The 23,956-nt window shown below is 66.0% G+C and carries 15 protein-coding genes, 1 tRNA gene and 3 pseudogenes; 8 read left to right on the plus strand and 11 right to left on the minus strand.

Annotation, left to right across the window (positions count from 1 at the left end; translation table 11 throughout):
• The first annotated feature begins 58 nt into the window (after nt 1-58).
• Both ACS5RC_RS05575 and ACS5RC_RS05580 read left to right on the plus strand, forming a co-directional pair.
• On the plus strand, nt 59-2,260 hold the full coding sequence (locus tag ACS5RC_RS05575; protein WP_478342838.1) for a PAS domain-containing sensor histidine kinase: 2,202 nt from the start codon (nt 59-61) through the stop codon (nt 2,258-2,260).
• The gene (locus ACS5RC_RS05580; protein WP_478342839.1) at nt 2,257-2,619 is read left to right on the plus strand and encodes a response regulator; all 363 of its coding nucleotides are present in this window, start codon (nt 2,257-2,259) and stop codon (nt 2,617-2,619) included. Before ACS5RC_RS05575 ends, ACS5RC_RS05580 begins: the two co-directional genes overlap by 4 nt.
• Before the next feature lie 371 nt (nt 2,620-2,990).
• Here ACS5RC_RS05580 and ACS5RC_RS05585 read toward each other — a convergent pair whose 3' ends face one another.
• The 5 genes and pseudogenes from ACS5RC_RS05585 to ACS5RC_RS05605 form a co-directional block, all read right to left on the minus strand.
• Nucleotides 2,991-3,170 carry a hypothetical protein gene (locus tag ACS5RC_RS05585; protein WP_478342840.1) on the minus strand — a complete coding sequence of 60 codons (180 nt, stop codon included), beginning with the start codon at nt 3,168-3,170 and terminating at the stop codon, nt 2,991-2,993.
• Between the two features lie 13 nt (nt 3,171-3,183).
• Nucleotides 3,184-3,348, minus strand: coding sequence for a hypothetical protein (locus ACS5RC_RS05590; RefSeq protein WP_478342841.1), 165 nt, complete (start codon nt 3,346-3,348; stop codon nt 3,184-3,186).
• A 169-nt stretch (nt 3,349-3,517) separates the two neighbouring features.
• A complete protein-coding gene (locus ACS5RC_RS05595; protein ID WP_478342842.1) occupies nt 3,518-3,856 on the minus strand; it encodes a hypothetical protein in 339 nt (112 codons plus the stop codon).
• Between the two features lie 17 nt (nt 3,857-3,873).
• Nucleotides 3,874-5,478 (minus strand): methyl-accepting chemotaxis protein, encoded by a 1,605-nt coding sequence (locus ACS5RC_RS05600; RefSeq protein ID WP_478342843.1) that lies wholly within the window; start codon nt 5,476-5,478, stop codon nt 3,874-3,876.
• A gap of 365 nt (nt 5,479-5,843) precedes the next feature.
• A pseudogene (locus ACS5RC_RS05605) lies at nt 5,844-6,332 on the minus strand (hypothetical protein); the annotation flags it as partial.
• Here ACS5RC_RS05605 and ACS5RC_RS05610 point away from each other — a divergent pair.
• Nucleotides 6,328-6,417: pseudogene (locus ACS5RC_RS05610) on the plus strand (RNA polymerase subunit sigma-70); the annotation flags it as partial. The pseudogenes ACS5RC_RS05605 and ACS5RC_RS05610 sit on opposite strands and share 5 nt — an antisense overlap.
• Before the next feature lie 2,078 nt (nt 6,418-8,495).
• Here ACS5RC_RS05610 and ACS5RC_RS05615 read toward each other — a convergent pair.
• From ACS5RC_RS05615 to ACS5RC_RS05625, 3 genes are all read right to left on the minus strand, one after another.
• On the minus strand, nt 8,496-14,420 hold the full coding sequence (locus tag ACS5RC_RS05615; protein ID WP_478342844.1) for an LPD38 domain-containing protein: 5,925 nt from the start codon (nt 14,418-14,420) through the stop codon (nt 8,496-8,498).
• Nucleotides 14,420-16,576, minus strand: a complete 2,157-nt coding sequence (locus ACS5RC_RS05620) for a lytic transglycosylase domain-containing protein (protein ID WP_478342845.1) — start codon at nt 16,574-16,576, stop codon at nt 14,420-14,422. Before ACS5RC_RS05620 ends, ACS5RC_RS05615 begins: the two co-directional genes overlap by 1 nt.
• A 412-nt stretch (nt 16,577-16,988) precedes the next feature.
• Complete coding sequence (locus ACS5RC_RS05625; RefSeq protein ID WP_478342846.1) at nt 16,989-17,552, minus strand: hypothetical protein; 564 nt, start codon at nt 17,550-17,552, stop codon at nt 16,989-16,991.
• Nucleotides 17,553-17,672: 120 nt separating this feature from the next.
• Between ACS5RC_RS05625 and ACS5RC_RS05630 the strand changes: the two genes are divergently transcribed.
• The 5 genes and pseudogenes from ACS5RC_RS05630 to ACS5RC_RS05650 form a co-directional block, all read left to right on the plus strand.
• Nucleotides 17,673-17,894, plus strand: a complete 222-nt coding sequence (locus ACS5RC_RS05630) for a helix-turn-helix domain-containing protein (protein WP_478342847.1) — start codon at nt 17,673-17,675, stop codon at nt 17,892-17,894.
• Nucleotides 17,895-18,174: 280 nt separating this feature from the next.
• The gene (locus ACS5RC_RS05635; protein ID WP_478342848.1) at nt 18,175-18,405 is read left to right on the plus strand and encodes a hypothetical protein; all 231 of its coding nucleotides are present in this window, start codon (nt 18,175-18,177) and stop codon (nt 18,403-18,405) included.
• Entirely contained in the window at nt 18,402-19,808 is a 1,407-nt protein-coding gene (locus ACS5RC_RS05640) for a replicative DNA helicase (RefSeq protein WP_478342849.1), read from the plus strand. The genes ACS5RC_RS05635 and ACS5RC_RS05640 overlap by 4 nt, the downstream gene beginning before the upstream one ends.
• The gene (locus tag ACS5RC_RS05645; protein ID WP_478342850.1) at nt 19,805-20,734 is read left to right on the plus strand and encodes a DUF1376 domain-containing protein; all 930 of its coding nucleotides are present in this window, start codon (nt 19,805-19,807) and stop codon (nt 20,732-20,734) included. The genes ACS5RC_RS05640 and ACS5RC_RS05645 overlap by 4 nt, the downstream gene beginning before the upstream one ends.
• Before the next feature lie 205 nt (nt 20,735-20,939).
• Nucleotides 20,940-21,986: pseudogene (locus tag ACS5RC_RS05650) on the plus strand (recombinase family protein); the annotation flags it as partial.
• Nucleotides 21,987-21,998: 12 nt separating this feature from the next.
• Here the strand turns inward: ACS5RC_RS05650 and ACS5RC_RS05655 are convergent.
• From ACS5RC_RS05655 to trpB, 3 genes are all read right to left on the minus strand, one after another.
• Nucleotides 21,999-22,226 carry a hypothetical protein gene (locus tag ACS5RC_RS05655; protein WP_478342851.1) on the minus strand — a complete coding sequence of 76 codons (228 nt, stop codon included), beginning with the start codon at nt 22,224-22,226 and terminating at the stop codon, nt 21,999-22,001.
• Between the two features lie 295 nt (nt 22,227-22,521).
• A tRNA-Met gene (locus tag ACS5RC_RS05660) sits at nt 22,522-22,598 on the minus strand.
• Nucleotides 22,599-22,706: 108 nt separating this feature from the next.
• A complete protein-coding gene (trpB, locus tag ACS5RC_RS05665; RefSeq protein WP_478342852.1) occupies nt 22,707-23,948 on the minus strand; it encodes a tryptophan synthase subunit beta in 1,242 nt (413 codons plus the stop codon).
• Nucleotides 23,949-23,956 lie beyond the last annotated feature (8 nt).

A 23,956-nucleotide genomic window follows, 5' to 3' on the forward strand; every position in this document is an offset into this window, starting at 1 on the left:
GGAGGACGAGATGGGCAGCCAGACTGGTCTCCCTGAGTGGCCATCCGGCAGAGGTGAAATGGCCGAGCGCATCCGCGCGCACGATTGGTCAGTAACGCCTCTCGGATCAGTTCAGTGCTGGCCGTCTCGCCTCAAGGTCATGGTCGAGCAGGTGCTGGCCAACCCTCTCGTTGCCAGTCTCGTCTGTGGGCCTGAGCACCTCTTGATCTACAACGATGCGGCTGCCGCTCTCTACGGCGAGCACCATCCTGCGGCTCTCGGCCAACCTCTGCCGGTCACGTTCCCGGTGGGCTGGGCTACGGTCAAGCCGTTCTACCAGCGTGCCTTTGCCGGTGAGGTGGTGCAGGTTCATGGCCAGCCACTCGACACACGCGGTGAGGGTGACCCGGAAGCAGATGTGTTCGACGCCGTCCTCACGCCTGTGCACGAGGAGGATGGAGGCGTGGCTTACGTCCACATGGTTGGCGCTGAGATCAGGCGACGCGCTCGGGCCGAGACCATCGCACGCCAGAGTGATCAGCAACTCGCCGCGATCTTCGGCAGCGCCGCCGTGGGTCTGTCCGAACTGGCGCAGGATGGCCGCTTCCTGCGGGTCAACGATGAGATCTGCCGTATCCTGGGTCGTACCCGTGAGGAGGTGCTGCTGCTCAGCATTTTGGACGTCACTCATCCCGATGACGTCCTCTCAAGCCTGACCGCCGTCGGAGAGGCGCTCCGGACCAATCAGCCCGCTTCACTGGACAAGCGTTACCTGCGCCCGGACGGAAGGTTCCTCTGGGCCAACAGCCGTGTGCAGCCGCTGCACCACAATCTGGGTCAGCCAAGCACCCTCTTGGCCGTGACCGCCGACCTGAGCGACCGGCGCGCTGTCGAGGAGCGCCTGCGCGAGAGCGAGGAGCGGTTTCGTGGTCTCGTCGAGGGCTTCAGTCAGGCGGCCTGGGAGGCGAGCCCAGAGGGTTTGATTACGACCGACAGTCCAGGGTGGCGCGCTCATACCGGCCAAAGTTTTGACGAGTGGATCGGTACCGGCTGGCTCAACGCCATTCATCCTGAGGATCGGGCCGAAACGATCAGAAAGTGGCAAGAGGCAGTCGCGGCGAAGCGCGCCGTCGATCACGAATACCGCCTCTGGCACGCAGCGAGTGCGTCATGGCGTTGGTCGAACGTGCGCGTTGTGCCGATTGCGGACCTCGACGGAACGATCCGCAGGTGGGCGGGTCTCAATATCGACGTTCACGACCGGCGCGCCTCCGAGCAGCGCCTGCGCAAGAGCGAGGAGCGGTTCCGGGCTCTTGTGAACCTTGTTCCCGTCATCCTGTGGCGCTCGGACGCGAGCGGAACCGTGAATTCGGAGAACCAGTCTTGGCTCGACTACTCCGGCCAGACGAAGGAGCAGGCGGATGACGGCGGCTGGCTGGAGGCTATCCACCCGCACGACCGCGAACCTGCTCGCGAGGCGTTTCGTATCGGCGTTCAGAACGGCTGCCCAATCGAGGTGCAGCACCGGATGTGCCGCCGTGACGGGCAGTACCGCTGGTTCCTAGTGCGGCAGGTGCCGATCCTTGACGGTCAGGGCCGTGTGGCCGAGTGGTTCGGCGCGGCCATGGACATCCACGAGCTGCGCGAGCTGCAGCAACGGCAAGCCGTCATGGTGGACGAGCTGCAGCACCGCACCCGCAATCTGCTCACGGTGGTACGCGCCATCGCGCAGCAGACCATGATGCAGACCGGCCCCACGGAGCAGTTCCGCGCGCAGTTCAACGACCGGCTCTCGGCTCTGTCGCGCGTGCAAGGCCTGCTCTCCCGCTCTGACCAGGAGCCGATCACCATCAGAGCCCTTGTCCAGACCGAACTCGACGCGCTCGGGGCGGCCGCCCTGGGCGAGCGCGTAATCCTGGAGGGGCCGCGGGTGGTGCTGCGCAAGGCTAGTGTGCAGACGCTGGCGCTGGCGCTGCATGAACTCGCCACCAACGCGCGGAAGTATGGCGCGCTGGCCAGCGAGCAGGGTGAGCTGTGGGTGAGCTGGGACACGTACACCGCTGATGCCGGAGAGCAGCGGCTTGCGCTTACATGGCTGGAAGAAGGGAGCCGCCGCCCCCAGGAGTGTAGCCCGATCCGGCGCGGCTACGGGCGCGAGCTGATCGAGAAGGCGCTGCCCTATGTACTCAAGGCACGCACGAGCTACGAACTGGGTGAAGCTGAGCTGCGATGCTCCATGGACCTGCCCCTCACTGACAGCACAAAGGCTGGGCGCTCATGACCTCTGCAACGAACCCGCTGGTAGGGCGGCGTGTGCTCCTAGTGGAGGATGACTACTTTATCGCCGACACCTTGGCCGCCGATCTTAGGGCGCTTGGAGCTGAGGTGGTCGGTCCTGTGGGGAGCGTTGAGGACGCCCTGGAGCTGATCGAGACTACGATGGTCGAAGCCTCGGTGCTGGACATCAACCTGCACGAGGTGATGAGCTATCCTGTGGCCGAAGCGCTGGAGGCACGAGGCATCCCGTTCGTATTCGCCACTGGGTACGAGAAGACCGCGCTGCCAATGCGCTTCGCACACGTACCCCACTGCGAGAAGCCGGTCGAATTAAGTTGGCTTGTTCAGGCGCTCCGCGTTTGATTGCCTCTCAGTGTTCCAAAGACGCTAAGCATGGGACCTACAGGGTGGGGCCAAAAAAAGCCTGCCGGTGAGAGGGCTGGCACCGTCTAAGCTGCACTTTTAAAGCGCGTTGCCGAGAGTACCCTTGCCGGTACCCTTCTTTCCTTTAAACACCATCGCGGCCTGGGTCCGCAGGGCGTCGCCGCCTCAAGCGCCGGTTGACGAAGGCCGAAGCGGTCACCGCGGCGCGTAGGACGGCCCTGGCTTTGACAAGGATAGCTCAAGCCGAGCCTCAGGCATGAAAAAGCCCGGCGCGCCGGGAACCGGGCGGGCTGATGATGGCTGTGCAGATGTGCACCGCAAGCCATCAGGACCTAAGTAGACGGCCGACCTCAGAAGTTGGCCAGCTCGCTGAACGGATCACCGCCTTCGGCCGCGGCTGACGTGTTGGTGAAGGCGGGCTCGATCAAAGCCAAGCCCATGAACGCGCTCACCACCGCGATCAGGATCAGGAGCAGCCGCCTGTCTGGGGTGTCGGCAGCTTGACGGCGCATAGGCAAGGTCGTGGGCATGGGTGCGTCACCGTCAATCGAGGGATGCAACCTGCATCATCATCTCGGGATCCTGGACATCGACGAGGCTGGCCAGCTTCATGCCATGGCTGGTCATCTCATATTGGCCAAACAGCATCACGGCGGCGAACAGCCCCCAGATAGCTACGAAGAGAACGGGGGGACGATCGGTGCTCATGGGATACGCTCCGTGCAGTCAAAGCGCAGAGTGAGCTGAGGCGCGACCGTTGCAATCACCTTAATGCAGTAGGAAAGCTTGGCATATCATATAATCGGGCTGGCTGACGAATGAGGTTTACGGCAACCAACCGCTGCAACGCCATGCCTGAGGCCGTGCTTTCCGGCCATCAGCAGCCAACCGCATTTGCTCGGACGTAGACGTCCTGAAGGGTCTCGCGGGAGGAGGCTATCCGCTCGGACATCACTTGCAGGTGGCGCCGAAGCTGAGCAAAGCCATCGTTGGTCTCAGCCTGAAGGTCTCCGAACATCTTGAGATCCGCTGGCCTGTCCCTCAGCAGCAGGCTGCCCTCTCGCAGCGCAACGCCCCGGGTCACGCGTTCTGCATTTTCGAGAGCGAGCCGCATCGTCTCGATCTGCCGAGCGGCCTCATCAAGCCGAGAGAGTTGCAACGCGTAGCCGGCGCAAGCTTCAGCCAGCGTAGCCCGACGGGCGTCAGGAGAGATCATCGCGACTAGATCCTCGCTCAGGCCGCCTTGACCCTGGCCAGGAAGGTGCCGACCTCCTGCGTGAGACCCTCCGATTGGCGGGCGAGCTCCTGGGCGGAGCTGAGCACCTGGCTCGCGGCCGCGCCGGTCTGCCCCGCGCCGTCGCGAACGCCCGCGATGTTGCACGTCACCTCCTCGGTGCCCTTGGCCGCCTCCTGCACGTTGCGCGTGATCTCCTGCGTGGCCGCGCCCTGCTCCTCCATCGCCGCCGCGATCGAGGCGGCGTAGCTCGACATCTCGCCGATGATCCGGCCGATCGCCTCGATGTCGGCGACCGCCTCCTGCGTCGCGGCTTGGATCTCGCCGATGCGCGCGCCGATCTCGCCCGTCGCCTTCGCGGTCTGGCCCGCCAGCTCCTTCACCTCGGAGGCGACCACCGCGAAGCCGCGGCCGGCCTCGCCCGCGCGCGCCGCCTCGATGGTGGCGTTCAGCGCCAGCAGGTTGGTCTGGCCCGCGATGTTGGCGATCACCTGCACGAAGGTGGTGATCCGCTCGGCCGTGTCGGCCAGGCGCCGCACCGTGGTGTCCGTGCGCGACGCGCTCGCCACCGCCTGGTCGGCGATCTGGGCCGAGCGGGTGACCTGCGTCACGATCTCCTTGACGGAGGCCGCCATCTCCTCGGTCGCCGCCGCAACGGTCTGCACGTTGGCGGAGGTCTCCTGGGCGGCCCCCGCCACGATCGTGGTCTGCTGGTTCGTCTGCGCGGCGACCGCCGTCATGGCCTCTGCGGTGGCCTCCATCTCGGTGGCGGCGCCTGCCAAGCCCTGCGTCAGGGAGGAGACGTTGTGCTCGAAATGCGCCGTGATCTGCTCGAGCAGCTCCGCGCGGCGCATCTTGGCGGCGTTCTCCAGGGCCTGCTCGGCCTCCAGGCGCCGGGCCGTGACGGCGTTGTCCTTGAAGATCTGCAGCGCGCGCGCGAGCAGGCCGATCTCGTCCCGGCGCTCGGTGCCGACCACGGCGACGTCGAGATCGCCGGAGGCGAGGCGGCCCATGGCGCCCGTCATGGCCTGCAGCGGCCGGGTGATGCCGGACAGGACAATGGCCGCCAACAGCGCCATTGCGAGCGCGAGGCCAACCCCGGCGGTCGCCAGCAGGTTGGTGGCAGCTGATGACGCGGTCTGAGCCGCCCTCTGCTTGGCGGTCTGCAGGTCGGCGAGGTTGGCTTCTACACGCTTGGCCACGCTGGCGGCGATCCTGGCGCGGGCCGGCCGAACTTCGCTGTTGGAGATCTTCGCGGCGGCTTCGTTCTCGTTCCTGAGCCCGAGCACGATCGACCGTTCAGCGGCTGAGAAGTATGCAACGAGGTCGGCCTTGATGCCCTCGTTCGTTGCCAGGCGCTGAGGTGTATCGGCCAACGTAATCAGGCGCTCGATGGCCGCCGTCGCCATTTGTTTCTGTTCCTTAAAGCTCGCCAACTGCTGCTGCATGGCGGCGTCAGCGGTCTCGATGATGATGTTCTTCTCGTTGATGGCGGCCTCATCGACGGCGACATTCATCTGCAGGGCGGCGATGGCGCGTGTGGCGCTGACATCTACGATTGCCTGTGTGTTCTGCTCAAGCAAGCCGATGCTCGCGTTGGCCATCCAAACCAAAGCCACTGCTACAGCGATCAGGATGGATGCTGGGATCGCAAGCTTTGCGATGAGCTTCAGATCGTTGAACGCGCGCATAGTCGATCCAAGGTCGGTGATTGTCCGAGCTAAGTTGTGGTTCGGAACAGTTAATTTTTAATTAAATTTCCGCAATTACGATGCAAGCTAACGGTTACATCGCAATCTATGTCAATAAGTATTGCTGCGATGCAAATAGAAGTTCTCAGTCCCCGAGGTTCAAACCTGCACTTCCAGCAGGCCCCTAAGGTTCTACCAGCGTCAGCGAGATGCAGGCGGGATTGCCTATGCGGGCGTGGTTTGGAGGGGCTGCCTATGAGCACCAACGTCCAAAAAACCTACCTTGTCATCATGACCTTGCCGGAGAGGGGGCCGACGCCCTTGGGCACCGGCACGCTGGTGCCCTCGTAGTTCGCGTTCGGATAGAGGTTCGGGCCCTCGTAGAGATTGACCTGCTGGGCGACCACGACCGTGTAGGCCGACTGGTCCGCCACCGGCTGGGTCGCGTCGATCACGAGGCGCCCGGTCGGCAGGTAGATCGTGCCCAGCATGGTGCGGGCGTTGTTGCTGATGATGCGGTAGATCCGCAGCGGCTTGGTCGCCCCGAGCGGCGCCGGCGTCGGAGGGATGGGGTATCCCAGGTCGAGCAGGTTGGCGAGGACCGCGGGGTCGAGCGGGTTGGCGACGGTGGTCTGCTCGGCCATCAGCAGGCCCGCCATCTCGCCCGTGGTCGGCGCGGTCAGGCTGATCGTGGTGTCCTTGTCGAAGAGCAAGCCGCCCTTGTTGCCGGTAAAATAGAACCCCACGCCGGCCCCGCTCAGGCTGGCTGCGTTCTCGCTGTCGCTGGCCGCAAACGAGGCGCGCGCGGATGATCTTGTGCAGGAGACGCTGCTGAAGGCCTGGGCGAACCAACAGCCACACCGTGGAAAGGAGCCTGACGATCGGCGGTCCGGCCTCATGGGCCTACCGGTGGCATCATAGCCGACAATCGTACGGCCCTGACGGCCTCTGTTATGCCGGTCATGGGCTGCGACTATCAATATGGTGTGTGCGCGCGCAGAAGCCAGATGCGACGGCATTCAATTGCGTGGCCACATCGCTAACGTAGCCGAAAGAGCCTATGGGTTCGGTCTGACTGCGTGCTGGCCAATCGTCAGGAACAGCCGGCGCCTCCACGCGCCGGGCTCAATGACAGCTCCAATCTGCAACCTGTTCCTCTTGCCCGATCCGTCGAACGCGTATGGCGTCAGGCTGATGGCCTGAAGCAGGCGAGCGCACGAGATTGTTCTTAGGAGGGACCGTGTAGACGCCAGCACCAAGCGCCTGCCGGCTCCCTAAGAGCAGAAGCTACCGGCACGCGATCGGACCAGCAGCATCATTGAGGCGAGGGATACGATGAATTTCAACCTAATCGCGGTGGGTGTCAGGTCTGGTAAGGGGGAAATCGTTCTTGCCGATCAGGCCCATGATCAAGATGCAGCGCGACGGATCGTGCTGACCTTCCCTCTCCCGGCCGGCATAGCCGCGGACTTCGTGGGACGCGAAACGGAGCTTTTGCGTGAGGGGAGTGCCATAATTCTAGCCGTGCAGGAGGCTCTCACGCGCCCATAAATCTACCTGAGAGCGAATAGACCCTACTTCAGGATAATAAATTCCTCAATTAAATTTGGAACAAAACTGAATTTATTGAATTTTATGTGATTACTCTCGAAAGTTTATATCATGAAGGCGCTCAAAATGTCCTTCGTATTCTTTGGGATCGGGCTTGCTCCCTCGGTAGCGCAAGTCCCGTCGGCTACACAGCATAGCCGTGCGCAAGCGCCCAACATGCCCCAAACGAGCGATACCGTCCCGGAACGTATCCGACCCGAGGAAAATAACTCAGCAAAACATAATAAATCTCCTTTGGTGACAAAAATAATAACTAGATGAAGATGGGTTGAGAGCGGCACAAAAAGTTCTGACATGCAGTACATTGCTCCCATTGGGACCGTTGTTTCATTATTGCAGGAGCGAGGCACTGTAGCGGTCAGCTTTCAGGCATTCCTTGGATGCTTGCTGTTGATCGGCGGACTTGAGGCAGAACGGCTAGCGTGCCTTCGTTGGCAAATGAACCAACACTCCAATGAATGGGACGTACGCATCATCTTGGCGTTCGCTCTTCCCATTGCAGGCGTCCTAATGATGTACGGCGCGAGGCTGTAAAGACACTAGTTTTAATAATTCTGTTATTTGGATATGATTTAAAGACTAACGCACACTAATATGAAATTATGTATAGCCATTTATTGCGCAAAAACTACGCTCGCTTTGTTGCTTGTATGGGTGTAAGGTCCGATTTTAGTAGGAGGTCGTTATGCGAACTGCTATCAATCAGGATGGACCAGCCATCTTAATCTGGCTCGAAGAAGGGACTGTTGCGACAGCTGAAATGTTTTATGCTCGTCCGACCGACTTCACTCATGGACCAGATGCATGGCCTCGTTTCAACGAAGCGTTTCGCACTGCCATGCAGCTACCGAGGTCAGACGAGTGCTTGCCTTGGATCAATGTCGGAGGTGAAATAATTGCCCCGACAGACCTTAAAAAAATGTATGTCCTGATCCCGGACAATGAGTTCTAAAATCTTCTAGTAGACCATGGATCCTATAGGCGATATCAGCGGCGGTACGGGTCAGATGAGGGGCTCGTGCCGTCGAGCGGGTAGGCATGCGCAAAGCTGATGCTGAGGTATTGCCAGCTAGGCCATTTGCTGAGCGTCGAGGGGCGCCCCACACTCCCGGCATGCGCACCGCCGGCCCGTTCCACGCCGATCCGGCCCTGTCGCCGGCCGGCGCGCACGATGCGCCGAGTAAGGGCTTGTTCACACAGCATCAGCCAGAGGAAGCGGGCCGTCTGCCGTGCCGTGAGCCGCACGGCGATTGGGTGACGGGGCAGAGCTGTCGGCATCAGAGCCACACAAGAAAACGACCTTCGTGGCGTGCTCGATCCTACTCATCGGCCAAGGCCCTCTTCCTCTCGCGGGTGCCGCTCTTGGGTCGACGCGGCGTCAGGTCGGTCAGGTCGGCGTTCTCGCCGTCCTTCAGCAGGCGTGAGCGGACCTCGGACCAGCGCTCGGCGACCACAGCGAAATCGTACAGGCGCTTCGCCGCGAGGCGCCCGCGCAGCTCACGCGCAACCTCCGGCGACAGCATGCGGATGCGGTCCAGGAACTCGCCCGGGTCCTTCACGGGCACGCCCTGCATGCCGTCGGCGCCGTAGGCGATCAGCGCATTCCGGGCCGTCACCATCGACAGGCCATCAAGGGCGTTGCGCAGCTTCTCCGTCGTCGGGCCGCTCACCTGGATCGGCTGGCCGTCGCGCCACGACAGGGTGAGGCTCGAGCGGTCCAGGTCTGCCTCCGGCAGGAGGTTGCCGTCGCCCAGCGCCTTCGACACGCCGCCGATCACCGCGTTGTAGGCGCGGGCCAGCACCAGCGGGTGCATCAGCTTCTCGCTGCTGTCGAAGCCCTGCTTCTGCAGGGTGGCATAGGCTCGCTCCGCCTCCGGCAGGCCGCGCAGGTAGGCCTCAGCCCCAGTCCGGTCGCCCGTGGCGATCTTCTGCCCATAGGCGGTGGCCGCCTGCTCCAGGCTGCCGACCTTCTGCCCGACGAGGGCGTAGAAGCGTGTGCTGGCCTCGCTGCCGACCGCGAGGTTTTGCACGAGCTCGCGGGCGAGCGGCAGATCCCAGATCGTCTTCTCCTTGCCGTCGGGCTTGCCCTGCATCCAATGGATCAGGGTGTCGGCGTTGCGCAGGAGGTCGATGGCCGTGCCGCCGCCGAGGTTCTTGGCAACGTAGTCGGTCTTCATCGGCGACCAGCCCGTGACCTGCCCGATGCCCTTGGCAATCTCGGAGGTGTAGCGGGTGTGCTGCTCGGAGGGTGGCAGGCTCTGGAGCGAGGGCGGCACGATCGGCCGGTCCCGGAAGGCGTCGAAATTCGCGCGGGCGTTGTAGAACGTGTCGATGATCGGGTTGGTGTAGGGCACGGAGTGCGCGTCCGCGAGTGCGGCGCCCCACTTCTTCAGCAGGGTCGGATCCTGCCGGAACGCGTACTCGACGCCGTATTCGAAGGTGTCGGAGATGTTGCGCACGATGCCGAACGGCTTGGGCATCTCGAACCAGTGCCCCTCCGGGCCGGCCGGGAAGAAGTTGTAGGCCCGGTGCCGCCGCCACGGCGCGGCGCCGAACCACTCCGGGTTCTCGCTGTTCAGGTAAGCCGTGCCGCCACCGAGGACGGCGCCGAGGGTCAGCGTCTTCACCCAGGCGGCGCGGGCGTTCTGGAGCTTGTCGAGTTCCAGCGTCGACAGCTCCTCACCGCGGGCGCGCTTGGCTTCCAGCCGCACCATGTCGCCGATCAGGCTGCGGGCCTCCTTGTCGGTGCCCTGGATCGTCGCCCCGAGGAACGGCACGAACCGGCGCATGACCGCGAGGTCCGAACCGGCGCGGCGGAAGTCCACGTAGTCGTTGGCGTTGTGGGTGGCGTACAGCGCGGCGTTGAACGCGTCGAAGCCCAGCGCCTGCGCCTGTTTGGTGTAGCTCTGGAACAGGCCCGCGCGGGTCGCGGCCTCGGACAGCTCGGCGAGGTGGGCCACGCCGCCAGTCAGGCGCCGCGGATCCCAAGGTGCCTTCTCGCGGAAGGCCTGCGCCCCCTTACCGAAGCCGCTGCCCTCCACCGCATCGTGGATGGCGCCGCCGCCGAACCCGCCGAAGCTCAGGTAGCGCTCGAAGTCGCCTCCATGGCGAACCACGTCGAAGAGCCCCTGGATGGCGGAGACGAAGGGGATGAAGCGCCGACCGCCCGTGGCTACCGACGTGAACTGATCGCGCACCGGGTTGCGATAGACGAAGCCCAGGCTCTTGGTGACGCCGGCCCGGAGCACCTGCTGGCTGATCTGCAGCACGGAGACGAAGAGATTGCGTTCCGGCTCCGTCAGGTTGTTGAGCGCGCTGTAGAGCGCCTGCCCGTACTTCCCGTCCGACAGCCGCAGGGCCCGGCGCTCGCCGTTGACGTAGTAGAACGTGATCGGCTCGGCGCCTGGCCGGATCGGCTCCTGGCGGAAGATGTGGGCGAACACGTCATCGCCCAGTAGCCCTTCGGCCTGGTGGATCAGTGCGCCGAGGTCGAGGTTGTCGACGTTGGCCCGGCTGCCGGCAGCGCGCAGGGCGTCCACGACATCGACCCGCACGGAAGAGAGCTTGTTGGCCGGGATCGGCTCGGCGATGAAGCCCGAGCCGGGCCCAGCCGTCTCCGCGAGGCGGGCCAGGGCGGCCTTCGTCTCGTTCAGGGCGGCAGCGGCCTCAAGGTCGTGCACACGGGCATGGATCGCGTCGAGCGGGTTCAGCACGGAGCGCTGCGAGCCGCGGAACGCCTTCATCATCGAGGCGCCGTCCCGGCGGCCGCTGCCCTGGATGCCGCCGCGGCCCAGATCCTCCATGTCGCGCATCTTCGGCACGTAGTCGCGCCGGCTCATGGCGGCGTCGAAATACTCCTTCGTGAACAGGCCGAGGTCGAAATGGCGCCGGAGGAGGTTGGTCTGGAACTCGTACATCTGCGCGGCGCCGTCCGCGAAGGTCGGATATTTGGCCTCGAACTCCTGCACCGCCTTGGCGTAGTCGCCGGCCGAGAGCTTGCCGGGCGGGTTCGGGATCTCTCCGGCCGCGAAGCGCTCGTAGTCCGCGACCATGCTCTTGGCGGTCAGGTAGGCGCCGAAGTCGTGCCACTGCTCGGGCGCCCAGCGCTTGCCGATCGCGCTCTCGATTGCTCCGCGGAACGAGGCGCCTTCATACTCGGTGCCGCGGGCCGGCCGCACGCCGCGAGCCAGCATCGCGTCGGCCACGGTACGCGAGCCCGCTGAGAGACGGGCCAGGATATAGGCGTCGTCCTGCGGCAGAAGGTCGAGGGTCTTGCCGGTGTTCTCGCGGTAGAGGCGCCCGAGCGCTTCCTGGGCCCGCGCGATCGGGTGATGCTTGGAGACCCAGCGCGTGTAGAGCGCGTCGCGCCACGCATAGAAGTTCGTCCCGCGCGGGTCGGCCTCGGCCCCTCCGATGTAGTCGGAGCCGAGGAGCTTGAGCATCCGCCGGAACACGCCCTCGGGCTTGTCCGTGATGATGTCCGATCCGACCACAGCGCCGCTGTCGGCCCGGTGCAGCACGTCGAGGTCGCCCCGAAGCCGGTCGAGCGCCGCGGCCTGGGCCGGCAATTCGGTGCGCAGCGTGCGCTCCAGGTCCGCCGCGGCGCCCGGATACGTGCGCTCGGCATAGGCGCGGTTCGTGGCGTAGAGCCGGAAGAGCTCGGCGAAGGCCTCTGCATCACCTGTCGCCCCGGTGCCGGCCCCGAGCGGCGCTAGCTCAACGCGGTTGCGGGCAATGACGGGATCCACCAGGGCGGCTGTCTGGGGCGACTGCTGCAGGCTATGCCCGGTCTCATGCAGCACCGTGTCGAGGTCGGACAGTGAGCGGACCCGCTGCACGCCGGTGCGCGTGTTGAATTGCCCACGAGCGCCGGGCTGAACGCGACCGGTGCGCAGGATCGTCTCGAAATCCCGCGCGATCCCCTGGGCCATTTCCTCGAGGCGAGCCGGCCGGGCGTCGCCCTCGACCGGCGCGGTGCCCTGATCCTCGACAGGACGGCCATGGCGGATCTGGTCGGGCTCTTCGATGCCGACTGCCCCAGGCTTGCGCGTGCGCAGCAGGGTTTCGGAGTGCTCGCCGAACAGCTCTCGACCGATGCTGTCGGCCTCGGTCTGCACGTGAGCCTCGATCGCTTCGTGAGCGGCGCGGACGCCGGCATGGTCCAGACTGATCCCACCGTCGACGAGGCGTGCCGTGCCCCGGTCCTGCAGGTTGAGTAGGGCCCGCTCGAATTCGGCCGCGGGCATATCGGGGACAGCAGCGCGGATCTCGGCCAATGGCACACTGCGCTCGGCCGGCAGCCCATGTAGCCGGGACGCAGCCTCGACAACGCGCAATTCGGCGCTGTCGAGCAGAGGTGTCCGCTCCTGCGATGCAGCCTGCAGAAGACTGGCCAAGCCGTCCCGCGCAGCGTTCGCCTCTGGCTGCCGGTCGAGCGTGGCCGCGATCTTGGCGAGAGCACCGCTCGCCTTGCCGGACCGCTCGCGGAAGAGGAGCCCGTCGACCGCTTGTGTCTGCTGGCGCCGGCCACTGCCCTCGCCCGATGCCATGATGGCGTGCTCCAGGGCCACGAGCGGGTCCGAGGCGTCGCCGCGCCAGAGCAATTCGGCCGCGTCGGTCAGGGCCCGCGCATCGACGTCGCCGGGGCGGAGGCCGGCCGCCTTCATCGCCTTGCTGATCCGCTTCGCTTCGGCGTTGATCTCGCGCGTCTGCGTGTCGACCTTGCCGGGCGCCGGGGCGTCGTCGTGGGCGCTGAACTGGCGCTGGCCGCGCCGCTCGCGGTCGAGAGCGTCGAAGATCTCCGTTTCGACGTTTCGGGAGGCCATGCCGTCGGCATCGGGCGGCAGGTAGCCGTGTTCGATCAGGCTCTCGCGCCAGAAGCCGTCGATGGTCCTGCCCTTCTCTCGGGCGAGCGGGCCGCCGCCGGGTACGAAGACGCGGTTCAGGTCGCGGGCACGCGCCTCGCCATCAAGAGCGAGGCCGCCGTTGCGGGCGATGAACTGGGACAGGGACAGCGGCTTGCCGGATGGAGCAGCAGTCTGGATCGACTGCGGAGCCACTGCTGCGACAGACGCCGCGGGTTCTGGCGCAGGCACGGGTTCGACTACGGGCACCGCCGGATCGGTCTGAGCTGCCGGTTCCTCGCGCGGCACGTCTACCGCAGCGCGCGCGGCTGCTGCCTCCGGGTCGGCGACCACGGCCGGGGCTTCCATCGCTGGTCGGCTGGGTTCGATCGAGGGCTCCCGCGCTACTGCTGCGGGCAACGCACGGCCGTCAGCCTGCTCGCGAGAGACGGGAGCCGTCGGATCGGGCCCGGCGGCTGACATCGGCGGCGCTGGCTCCGCTCCACGCAAGGGCTCAGCCGGCACATTGGTCCGCGAGGTCGAGGCAGCCTCCGCGCCCGGTTGGCCCCCATCCATCCCGCCGCGATCCGCCAGAGCCTCACGTGGCAGGTCGGCGCCAAGCGCTTCCCGCTGCGCAGCTCGGGTCCGGACGAACTCCGCCACCGACCCGGCGCCGCTCCTCAGGTTCTCCTTCAGCAGGCCTCCGACCGCGCCTGCCGCCTGGCCCACCGCGTGACCTCCGGCGCCGAGCAGCCCGCCCGCGATCGGCGCCAGCACGGCCTCCAGCTTCTCGAAGTGCTCCTGCTGCCCGGTCGCCGTGCGGATGCCCTGCACCGCCAGATCGGTTGCGCCAGCCTGCACGCCCATCGTGGCCGCGGCCTGGGCGGCCTTGCCGAAGCCAGCCGCGGCCAGCCTGCCGGCGAGCGCGCCGCCGCCGAAGGTGGCGAGGTTCAGCGGGTCGAGCACCTGTCCGGCGAGCGAACCCGCAACGCCGCTGCCCGTCACCCGCGTCGGCGAAAGGTCATAGGCGATCTGTTCGAGCACCTGGTCGCGCGCGCCCTGGCGGATCGCGTCCGCCTGCTCAACCGTCAACTCGGGTTCCGGGGCGAGGGCTAAGCCCTCCATGCCGGCCCCGACGGGATCGGCGATCCTCTCGGCCGAGGTCGGGGTCCCGCCGCGCGCGAGGCGCTGGGCTTCCACCTGCCTGAGGGCGCCGCTGATCGTGCCGCCGCCGAACGAGCCGCGCAGGTTGCCGAGGAAGCCCTGGCCTGGGTTTGCGGATGCGGGCGGTGCGGCGGAGGCCGCAGGCTGCTCGGTCGGCCCGAAATCCGGCAGGACGCGGCGGTCGTATTCCGGATCCAGCCCGAAGGCCGGGACGATCAACCCCTCTTCGCCTGCCATCAGCGGTTCCCCATAGCGGCGCCGAGCCGGCGATCGATCTCTCCGAGGGCGCGCTGCGCTGTCCCGGCGCCATAGATCCCATCGAAGCGCTGGCGCACCGCAGGATCGTTCCTGTTCTGGGCAAGGGCCGCGAGGTCCTGCACGGCTGGGCCGCGGCTGAACTCGCCGGGCTGCGCGGAGGCCGGGGGCGAGCCCGCGCCTGCGGTGCCGGCCGGGACGGTGGCGGGCGCGGGCGCCTGCGGAGAGGCCGGCGGCCCGCTGCGCCCGTTCAGCGCATCGTCGAGCTGCTGGCGGCCCACGGCCCGATCCAGGTTGCGCTCCTCGAACGGATTGGGTCGCTGGCCGGCGCCGAGCTTCCCGAGCGTGCGCGTCGCTTCGTCGGCGAGGTCCTGGTTCAGGCCGTGGAGCTGCAGGCTGTCGGACAGGACCCGTTCCGCAAGGGGGCCGTAGGTCGTCCGCATCTGCTGGATCACGGGGGCCAGCTTCTTGCCGTCCTCGCCCGCCGCATGGATCTGACGCGCGATCTCGTTGGCCTCAGCCTTCGTCACGCTCAGCGGCGCTTCGACGCCAAGCTGATCCTGGGCCGCGAGCCGGGCGCGGACGACGCTCTGAGCGCTCGCCGGCTGGATCGTGCGGCGACCGTCCTGGGTCTGGTCGTACTGCGCGGCGGCTCGGGCCTGCTGCACGGCCGGCAGGGTTTCGACGGCGCGGGCCGGGTCGGACCGCCGCAGCGACAGCATCGTATCGACCTGCTTCGCGGCCCTGGTGTAAGCCTCGGCATCCTTCTGGAAGCCGTCGGCGCCGGGGCGCGGCCGCAGGGCATCGAGGCGCCGCAGGGCGTCCGCCTCGGGCAAGGACTGAATGCCGTCCAGCGCGTTGTAGATCCCTCGTGAACGGCCGCGGTTGGCCGCCCACTCTGCCGCCGCCTGAGGACCAAACACCCGGGCGACGTCTTCCTGGCGCAGGTTCGGGTTGCCCTGGCCGGTGCTCTCGACGCTGGCGAGATCGTCGCTGATCCGGGCGTTGAGGGTCTGGGCCTCTTCCTGGCTCTGCCTCTGCGCCTGGCGCTGCTGGGTGGCGTACAGCGCCTCGGCATGGCGGAGGCCCACCTCGCGCTGATCCTCCGGCAGGAGGGATGCCAGTCGGCCCTCCTCGGTCGAGCCCATCTTGCGCCCGGCCCAGCGCACCACATTGTCGACCGTCTTGCCCGCGAGCACGGAGCGGTTCGCGGCGATCTGGTCCTCGCCGAGAATGTCGCTGACGGGCGTCCCGGGCTTGGCTTTCAGCAGCGCCGTTGCGCCGCCCGAGCCGAGGAAGTGTGCGAGGTAGGAGGTTGTTGGCGTTGCCGGGATGCCGGCCGAGGCCAGGGCCCGGTTGTTGTCGTCCAGCAGGTGCCCGGTCATCTCTCGCGACAGGTCTGCATCGTTGCGCAGCGCGAGCACCTGCACCTGAGAGCGCCCCTGCATCAGGTCCGGCCGGTGCTTCGCGACCGTGCCGAGCCAAGTGCCGTCCGTGAATTGCCCGAGCCCGGTGGCGCTGCTGTTCGGGTTGCGCGCTGTGGGATCCCCGCCGCTCTCCACGCCGGTGATCCGGTCGATGATCTGGTCGCGGCTGGTGGGCGGACCGCGATAGGCGGCGATCTGCTCCTCGGGGTCGAGTGTGCCGACCCGGGCGTAGATCCCGCGCTTGCCGAAGGCGCGTTTGCGAGCCTCGGCCTGTACCTCCGTGAGGTAGCCCTTGGAGGCCGCCTCGTCGTAGCGCTTGCCGATGGCGCTGATCAGGGTGTTGGCGTCCTCGGGCGAGCCGTGAACGATGGTGTGCAGGCCGTCGTCCTCGCTGCGCATGATGCCGGCGAGCTCGGCATCGCCGGCAGCCTTGTCGGCGTAGCCCTTCACGGTGGCGCCGCCGTTGGCGAGCGTGCCGGCCTTGCTCATGATCCAGAGCTGCCGGGCACGGTCGTCGCGAATGTTGCCGGCCGCCTCTTGGAGCGTGGCCTGGGAGGCCTGCGCGTAGCCCTCCGGGTCGGGGCTGTCCTTCTGGGCCTGCAGAAGCTTGACGTGCGCCGGGATAAAGGCGCTGTCCGCCTTGGCATGATCGAACACCGCGGCCTCGGCGTCTGCCTTCTTCATCTGCTGAAGGCCGAAGGTCAGCGGCACCTCGCCCATCTTCGCGAGGCCGGCGCCGATGGCGGCCTGACCACGGGCAATGGGAGTGGCATCGAACCCCGCGATACCGCGACGGCTCTCTAGGGAGGGCTGGGCGCCCAGGTCTTCGGCGGAGGGGAGGCGCGGCACGCTGCGCTCACCCGAGCCGGTGCGCGCTGGCGAGCTGAGCGGAACGAAGCGACCAAGCCGTGCGGATTGCCATGCGCTGCCTCGGATTGCTGCGCCTGGCTCCGGGTGGCCCTGGTGCTGCGAGGGAGGCCGCCGAGGCCGGGCTGCAGCAGGAGGGGGCTTCGCTCAGGCAGATGCTGATCGTTCCCGTCAGCAGTACGGTATCTGGATACCTTTTCTGATCGAGCCTCTCAACGTGTTTTCGGGCACCATGCACAAGGCTCGAGTGGCGTGTTCAGATCTTTTCCCTGTTTACAACGAAGCGCCGTATGGCCTCAGAAGGCGCTATCGCGCCCTCTCTGCCTTCCATTACCTCAGCATCGAACTCGCCTCTATACGATAAAATAGCATAATTCGCGATCACTTGACCGGCGTAGGCAATTCTTGTCTCTAACTCAGGATGCATCCTAAGCATTTCAGAAGCAACATGGCATTCGGCGCTTATCTGAGTAATAAGTCTATTGATTGCGATACCAACAGCGTTTGCGACGCCAGCATCATCCTCCCAATTCTTTCCATCTGGTGTTTTTGCCATACGCATAATTGATGAAATTATGTGAAGCGCCGCTGCGGTCCGCTTGCCGCCGAGCAATATCGCATGAAGATCATTCTCTCTAAAGCTTTGCTCTATACGCTGTTCCATTTCTCTACTTATAGAAAGTCCGGACAACTCGGAAGCTTCTTTAACCTTGTCGTACAGCGCTGAGCTTATTTGTATAGTCGCGTTACGACGGGTGCCCTCCTGCGGGTTCATTCTTGGCCGACCAGGGCCGCGCTTTTCCCTCTCACTGCCTGTCATCTGCCGCACCTGCCCTGTTCAGATAATTGATGGCTAGCACATATTTTTCTCCTTGCAACCTGGTCCGCTGTGTGAGAGGCATATTATACCTGCTGGCACTTATTTAATGCGAGGCGAGGTATGACCGACGATCTGCAAGCAGTTCTGACGCAAGCCACTGTCGACGTGGCCCTTGCCGGTCGGCTCCTAGGGATTGGAAAAAACGCCGCCTACCGAGCACGTGAGGCCGGTGACATTCCATCAATCAGAGTAGGGGGCCAGTATCGCGTTCCAACCGCGAAGTTGCGTGAAATGCTGGGGCTGCCACCTACTGCAATTACTGCCCCCTCCCTGGCCGCCTGAACTCCGCCGTCGGCGGCTGCGGCCTGCCGGCTCTGCAACCACGTTGGACTTCACAGCCGACGAGCAAGAGCAGGATCTCAGACATGAAGAAACCCGCACATCGCGGGGCGACGGCGGGTCTCTCGAATGCAGCTGTGGCGGCTTGCGATGAGAGACATACGTTGGATGCAGCCCCTCTTCAAGCCCGAACAATCGCCAGACGATACGGCATCACCATGGCTGTGGCTGAAACCGTAGCGGGGCTCGCCTTTCCGCAGATCGATACTTGGAGCGCTCGCCCATGAGCGTGCCGCGCACCATCGCGACGATCCGCAAGAACAACGCCGAGGAGATCCGCATCAGCGTCTGCGATCAGGGCGGCTACACCCTGGTTGATCTGCGGGTGTTCTCATCCCTGCGCAGTGCAACCGGCGAGCCCCACGCCACCAAGGCCGGCATCTGCTTGGTGCGGGCGAAGCTCCCCGAGTTGATCGAAGCTCTCCAGGCAGCCGTCGGGGAGGCATCCCGATGATGGCCCCTGCTGACGAGTTGGCGCCCCCACGCTCAATCGACGCCGAGCAGGCCTTACTCGGCGCCATCCTGATCAATCAGGAGGCCCTCGACCGAGCTCGCGACCACGTTCAGGCCGCGGACTTCTTCGACGACGCGCACCGGCATGTGTTCGAGGTCATGTGTCAGCGCCGGGATGCCGGCGAGGCCATCGACTGGAAGCTCATGACCGCCGTGCTCGGCAACGTCGACCTGGGTGGCGCGACCGTCAGCGCCTACCTTGCCCGACTGGCGGCCGAGGCTACGACGGTGATCGGAGCGGCGGACTATGCTCGCACGATCGCCGAGGCTGCGCAGATGCGCTGCGTCCTCGAGGCCGCACAAGCGGCTGTCGCCCGCATGACCGATGGCTCGGTCCACAGCCCAGCCGAGTATGCCACCCAGATGATCGAGCGCCTCGACGAGGTGGCCAGCGCCGGCCTCGCTGAGCATGCGCGTCGCGTCACCCTGGGCCAGGGCGTCAGCTCGGTGATGGCCCGCATCGACCAGGCCCGGCAGGGCCTGATCCCGCGAGGCGTGCCCTACGGCCTACCGAAGCTCGACGCCGACACGCTTGGCATGCGGCCCGGCCAGTTCATCGTGCTTGCCGGCCGACCGGGCATGGGCAAGACCACGGTGGCTTTGCACGTCGCCCTGGCTGCAGCCCGGAGTGCCGGCGTGGTCGGCTTCTTCTCGCTCGAGATGGGCGCCGACGAGTTGTCGGAGCGCATGCTGGCCGCGCTGGCCTACGAGGCTCGCGAGCCGGTGCCCCTCAGCTACCGCTCGATCGCCGAAGCGCGGGAGCTCTCGGCCGCAGGCATCCGCCGCCTGCAGGAAGCCGAACGCGCCTGTGCCAGCGTCCCGCTCTGGATCGAGCCTCAGGTCGGGCTGACCCTGGCCCAGATCGCTGCGCGGGCGCGGCAGATGCGGCTGCGCGCCGAGCGCAAGGGGATGCCGCTCGCTGTCATCATCATCGACCACATCGGCCTGATCCGCCCGTCGAAGCGCTACGCCGGCAACCGGGTGCAGGAGATGACCGAGATCTCGTCTGGCCTGAAGGGGCTGGCCAAGGAGCTCGGCATTCCGGTCCTCGGCCTGAGCCAGCTCAACCGCGAGGTGGAGAAGCGGCAGGACAAGCGCCCGCAACTCGCCGACTTGCGCGAGAGCGGCTCGATTGAGCAGGATGCCGACGTGGTGCTTGGGCTCTATCGCGAGGCCTACTACCTCGAGCGTCAGGTCGACCTCACCGATGTCGAGCAGGATCGCCTCGCCCGCTGCCAGAACGAGCTTGAGATCGAGATCCTGAAGCAGCGTTCCGGCCCGACGAGCCGGATCACCTGCTTCTGCGACATCGCCTGCAACGTGCTGGCGGAGGCTGCGCGATGAGCTCGCTTCCGACCATGCCGGTGTACGTCGACCGGCACATCGCCGACACGGCGCACATGACGAACGAAGAGGCCGGCGCCTACTTCCGCCTGCAGATCTTCGCCTGGCGCTCGCACGGCTGCTGCCTGCCCGACGACGACGCTCGCATCGCGCGGATGCTCGGCACCACACTGAAGCGGTGGTCGGCGCTGAAGCCAACCGTCCTGGCCAATTGGACCTTAATTGACGGCCAATGGCGCAACGATCAGGTCGCTCGCGAGCATCAATTCGTCAGCGCTAAATACGAGCGGAAGCGCGCCGCCGGGAGGCTCGGCGGCAGGCCTAAGCCATTGGAATTACACGATCAGGCAGAAGCAATAGGTTCTGCAATTGAGAACCAAACGGAAAGCGAACCGAAAGCACCTAAACCTAAACTAAAAGAAACCCCTATAGTCCCCACGGGGACGGAGCCGGATGGCTTCCTCGAATTTCGGGCTGCCTACCCCAGGCGGAACGTGGCGTTCCCGACGACGCTGGCCCGGAAACGATGGCTCGAGGCGATCCGACGGGGCGCCAGTCCCGCCGAGATCACCGCTGGAGCCAAGGCCTATGCCGCCGAGCAGGCGCGCATCGGCAAGGTCGGTACCGAGTTCGTGAAGACGGCCGACGCGTGGCTGCACCAGCAGCGCTGGCAGGACTACGCCGCTCAGCCGCCGAGCACGGCCGGCGAGCCAACGGCAGCGGATACCTACCTCGCCGGCCTGTCGGACGATCGCTGGCGACAGGAGGTGGGGACCTGGCAGGCACGACGAGGATATTGGCCCCTGCGCAATCGGACCGCGCCACCCGACGATCCCGCCACGAAGGTCCCGCCGCACATCCTCGACGAGTTCGGCGTGCGTCGTTCCGTCTGCCCACCAGTGCCGCAACTCGCGAGGGCGAGCTGATGCGTAGCTTCTCGCCTCAAGCGACCGCCGAAACCCGTCCCATCCAGCGCCGCCCGCCCAAGCCACCGGCCGAACTAGTCCGCTTCGTCCGTGCCCTTGCGGTCGATGACGCTCGGCGCGACCATGAGGCAGCGCTGGACGCGGCGCGGCAGCGGGCAGCCCGATCGGCACCCCCAACGATCGATAAGGGACCGAACCGCCGATGATGCGTGCCGCGATCTACTCCCGCTACTCGACCGACCTGCAGCGCGATCGCTCGATCGAGGACCAAGTCGCGGTCTGCCGGGAGTTCGCTGTTCGCAACCGCTGGACGGTCGTCGCCGAGTTCAGCGACCGAGCGCAGTCCGGTGCCTCGATCATCGGCCGCGACGGTGTGATGGGGCTGCTAGAAGCGGCCAAACGCCGGGATTTTGACGTCCTGATCGCTGAACACGGCGACCGGCTGTCCCGCATCACGGAGGAGCTGGATGGCATCCGGCGGCGCCTGCATTTCGCTGGGGTCGTGATCCACACGGTCAACGCCGGCATCATCGACGAAACACAGGCGGCGATCCAAGGCCTGATGGGAGCGCTCTTCCTGCGAGAGCTCGCCAACAAGGTCCGCCGAGGTCTGTCGGGCGTGGTGCGCGATGGACGGCACGCCGGTGGCCGCGCCTACGGATACCGGCCTGTGCCCGGAGAGCCCGGCCGGCTGGCGATCGTCGAGGACGAGGCCGCGGTCATCCGGCGCATCTTCGCGGAATTCGCTGAGGGGAAAGTCCCGCGGACCATCGCTGGCGATCTCAATCGTGATGGCATTGCGCCACCGCGCGGCCGCACTTGGAATGCCTCGACCATCACCGGCAATCTCGCTCGGGGACACGGCCTGATCGCTAATGAGATCTACGCCGGCCGGATCGTCTGGAACCGGGTCCGGATGATCAAAGACCCAGATACTGGCCGTCGGGTTTCCCGTGTGAATTCACGTTCCGAGTGGCAGTGCGCGCCGGCGCCCGAGCTTCGGATTGTCGAGGATGCCTTGTGGGCGGAGGTCGAAGCCGTGCGAGCCGCGCGCGGCAAGATGTCGGCCCAGAAGCGCCGCACGCCCGCTCACCTGCTGTCAGGCCTGCTGCGGTGTGGGTGCTGCGGCTCGGGCTACTCGGTCCACGACCGCGACAAGACCGGCAAGACGCGGATCCGATGCTCTGCGGTGCGCGAGAGCGGGGTATGCACCAATCGTCGGATCGTCTACCTCGTCGCGGTCGAGCGAACTGTCCTGGCCGGGCTAGCCGAGCACTTGGCCAATCCCTGGCTGATCGAAGAGTACGTCGACGCCTACAACACCGAGCGCCGGCGCTTGGCTCAGTCCGGTCCCCAGGAATTCGGACGCTTGCAGGCCCGGCGCGATGCGATCTTGGCAGAGGCCGACCGGGTGAAGAGAGCCTTCATCCGCGGGCTGATCGAGGAAGCTGAGGCCGAGGTCGAGTTGCCGCGGATCCGGGCCGAGCTTCACTCTGTCGAGGATCAGATCCGGATGGTGAGCGCCTCATCTGAGATCATCGCCCTCGAGCCGGCAACGGTCGCCCGCTACAGACGCAGCATCGAGGATCTCGCAGGGACGCTCAATGAGCACGCCAAGGGCCGGGCTAGCGGCTCAAAGGCCATCGCCGATCTGAGAACATTGATCGAGACCGTGACCATTCACCCGGACGCACCGAGGGCTGGTTTCGAGGTCGAGGTCCGGGGCCGTTTGGAACAACTGATCGGTGGCTCGGCCTGGGCCTGTACCACCGATAGTGGGTGTGAAGTGGTAGCGAGGGAGGGATTTGAACCCCCGACACAAGGATTATGATTCCTCTGCTCTAACCAGCTGAGCTACCCCGCCCCGAACCGGGACCGCCCGGGAGGCGGCCATCGGTGCGGGGGGTATAGAAACAGCGCCGCGTCCCTGTCAACGCCGATCTGACGGCCCGGCGGCGATCCCCGGAGCGCCTCAGAGGCGGGTGCCGAAGATCTCCGCGACCTGCGGGATGTCCTTGTCGCCGCGACCCGACATGTTGAGAACCATCAGGTGGTCGGCGGGGCGCTGGGGTGCGATCTCGCAGACCTTGGCGAGCGCGTGCGCGGGCTCCAGGGCCGGAATGATCCCCTCCAGCATCGAGCAGAGCTTGAACGCCTCCAGGGTCTCGGTGTCGGTCGCCGACAGGTAGGTGACGCGGCGCGCCTCGTGCAGCCACGCGTGCTCGGGGCCGATGCCCGGATAGTCGAGGCCGGCCGAGATCGAGTGCGCGTCGGAGATCTGGCCGTCCTCGTCCGTCAGGAGATAGGTGCGGTTGCCGTGCAGCACGCCGGGCTTCCCGCCGGTCAGCGAGGCCGCGTGCAGGCCGCTCGAGACGCCGTGGCCGGCCGCCTCGACACCGAAGATCTCGATCTCGCGGTCGTCGAGGAAGGAATGGAACAGACCCATCGCGTTCGATCCGCCGCCGATACAGGCGATCAGCGAATCGGGCAGTCGGCCTTCCTGCGCCAGCATCTGGGCGCGGGTCTCGATGCCGATCACGGACTGGAAGTCGCGCACCATCGCCGGGTAGGGATGGGGGCCCGCCACGGTGCCGATGCAGTAGAACGTATCCGCGACGTTGGTGACCCAGTCGCGCAGGGCCTCGTTCATCGCGTCCTTGAGGGTCTTCGTCCCCGACTCGACCGGCACCACCTCGGCGCCGAGCATCTTCATCCGGAAGACGTTCGGGGCCTGCCGCGCCACGTCGACGGCACCCATGTAGACGACGCATTTCAGGCCGAAGCGGGCGCAGAGCGTCGCCGTCGCGACGCCGTGCTGGCCCGCACCCGTCTCGGCGATGATCCGGGGCTTGCCCATGCGGCGGGCGAGCAGGATCTGGCCGAGCACGTTGTTCACCTTGTGCGAGCCGGTGTGGTTCAGCTCCTCGCGCTTGAAGTAGACCTTCGCGCCCTGGCCGGCGGGGGCCTGCGCGCGCAGGTGCTCGGTCAGGCGCTCGGCGTAGTAGAGTGGGCTCGGACGGCCGATGTAGTGCGTGCCGTAGCTCTCCATGTCGGCCCGGAACTGCGGGTCGGCCTTGGCCTCGGCGTAGGCCTTCTCCAGGTCGAGGATCAGCGGCATCAGCGTCTCGGCCACGAAGCGGCCGCCGAAGATGCCGAAGCGCCCGCGCTCGTCGGGACCGGTGCGGAAGGAGTTCGGGGTCGGGGCGATGGTCACGGCTGCGC

This window comes from Methylobacterium sp. HJ2 (assembly GCF_056431005.1).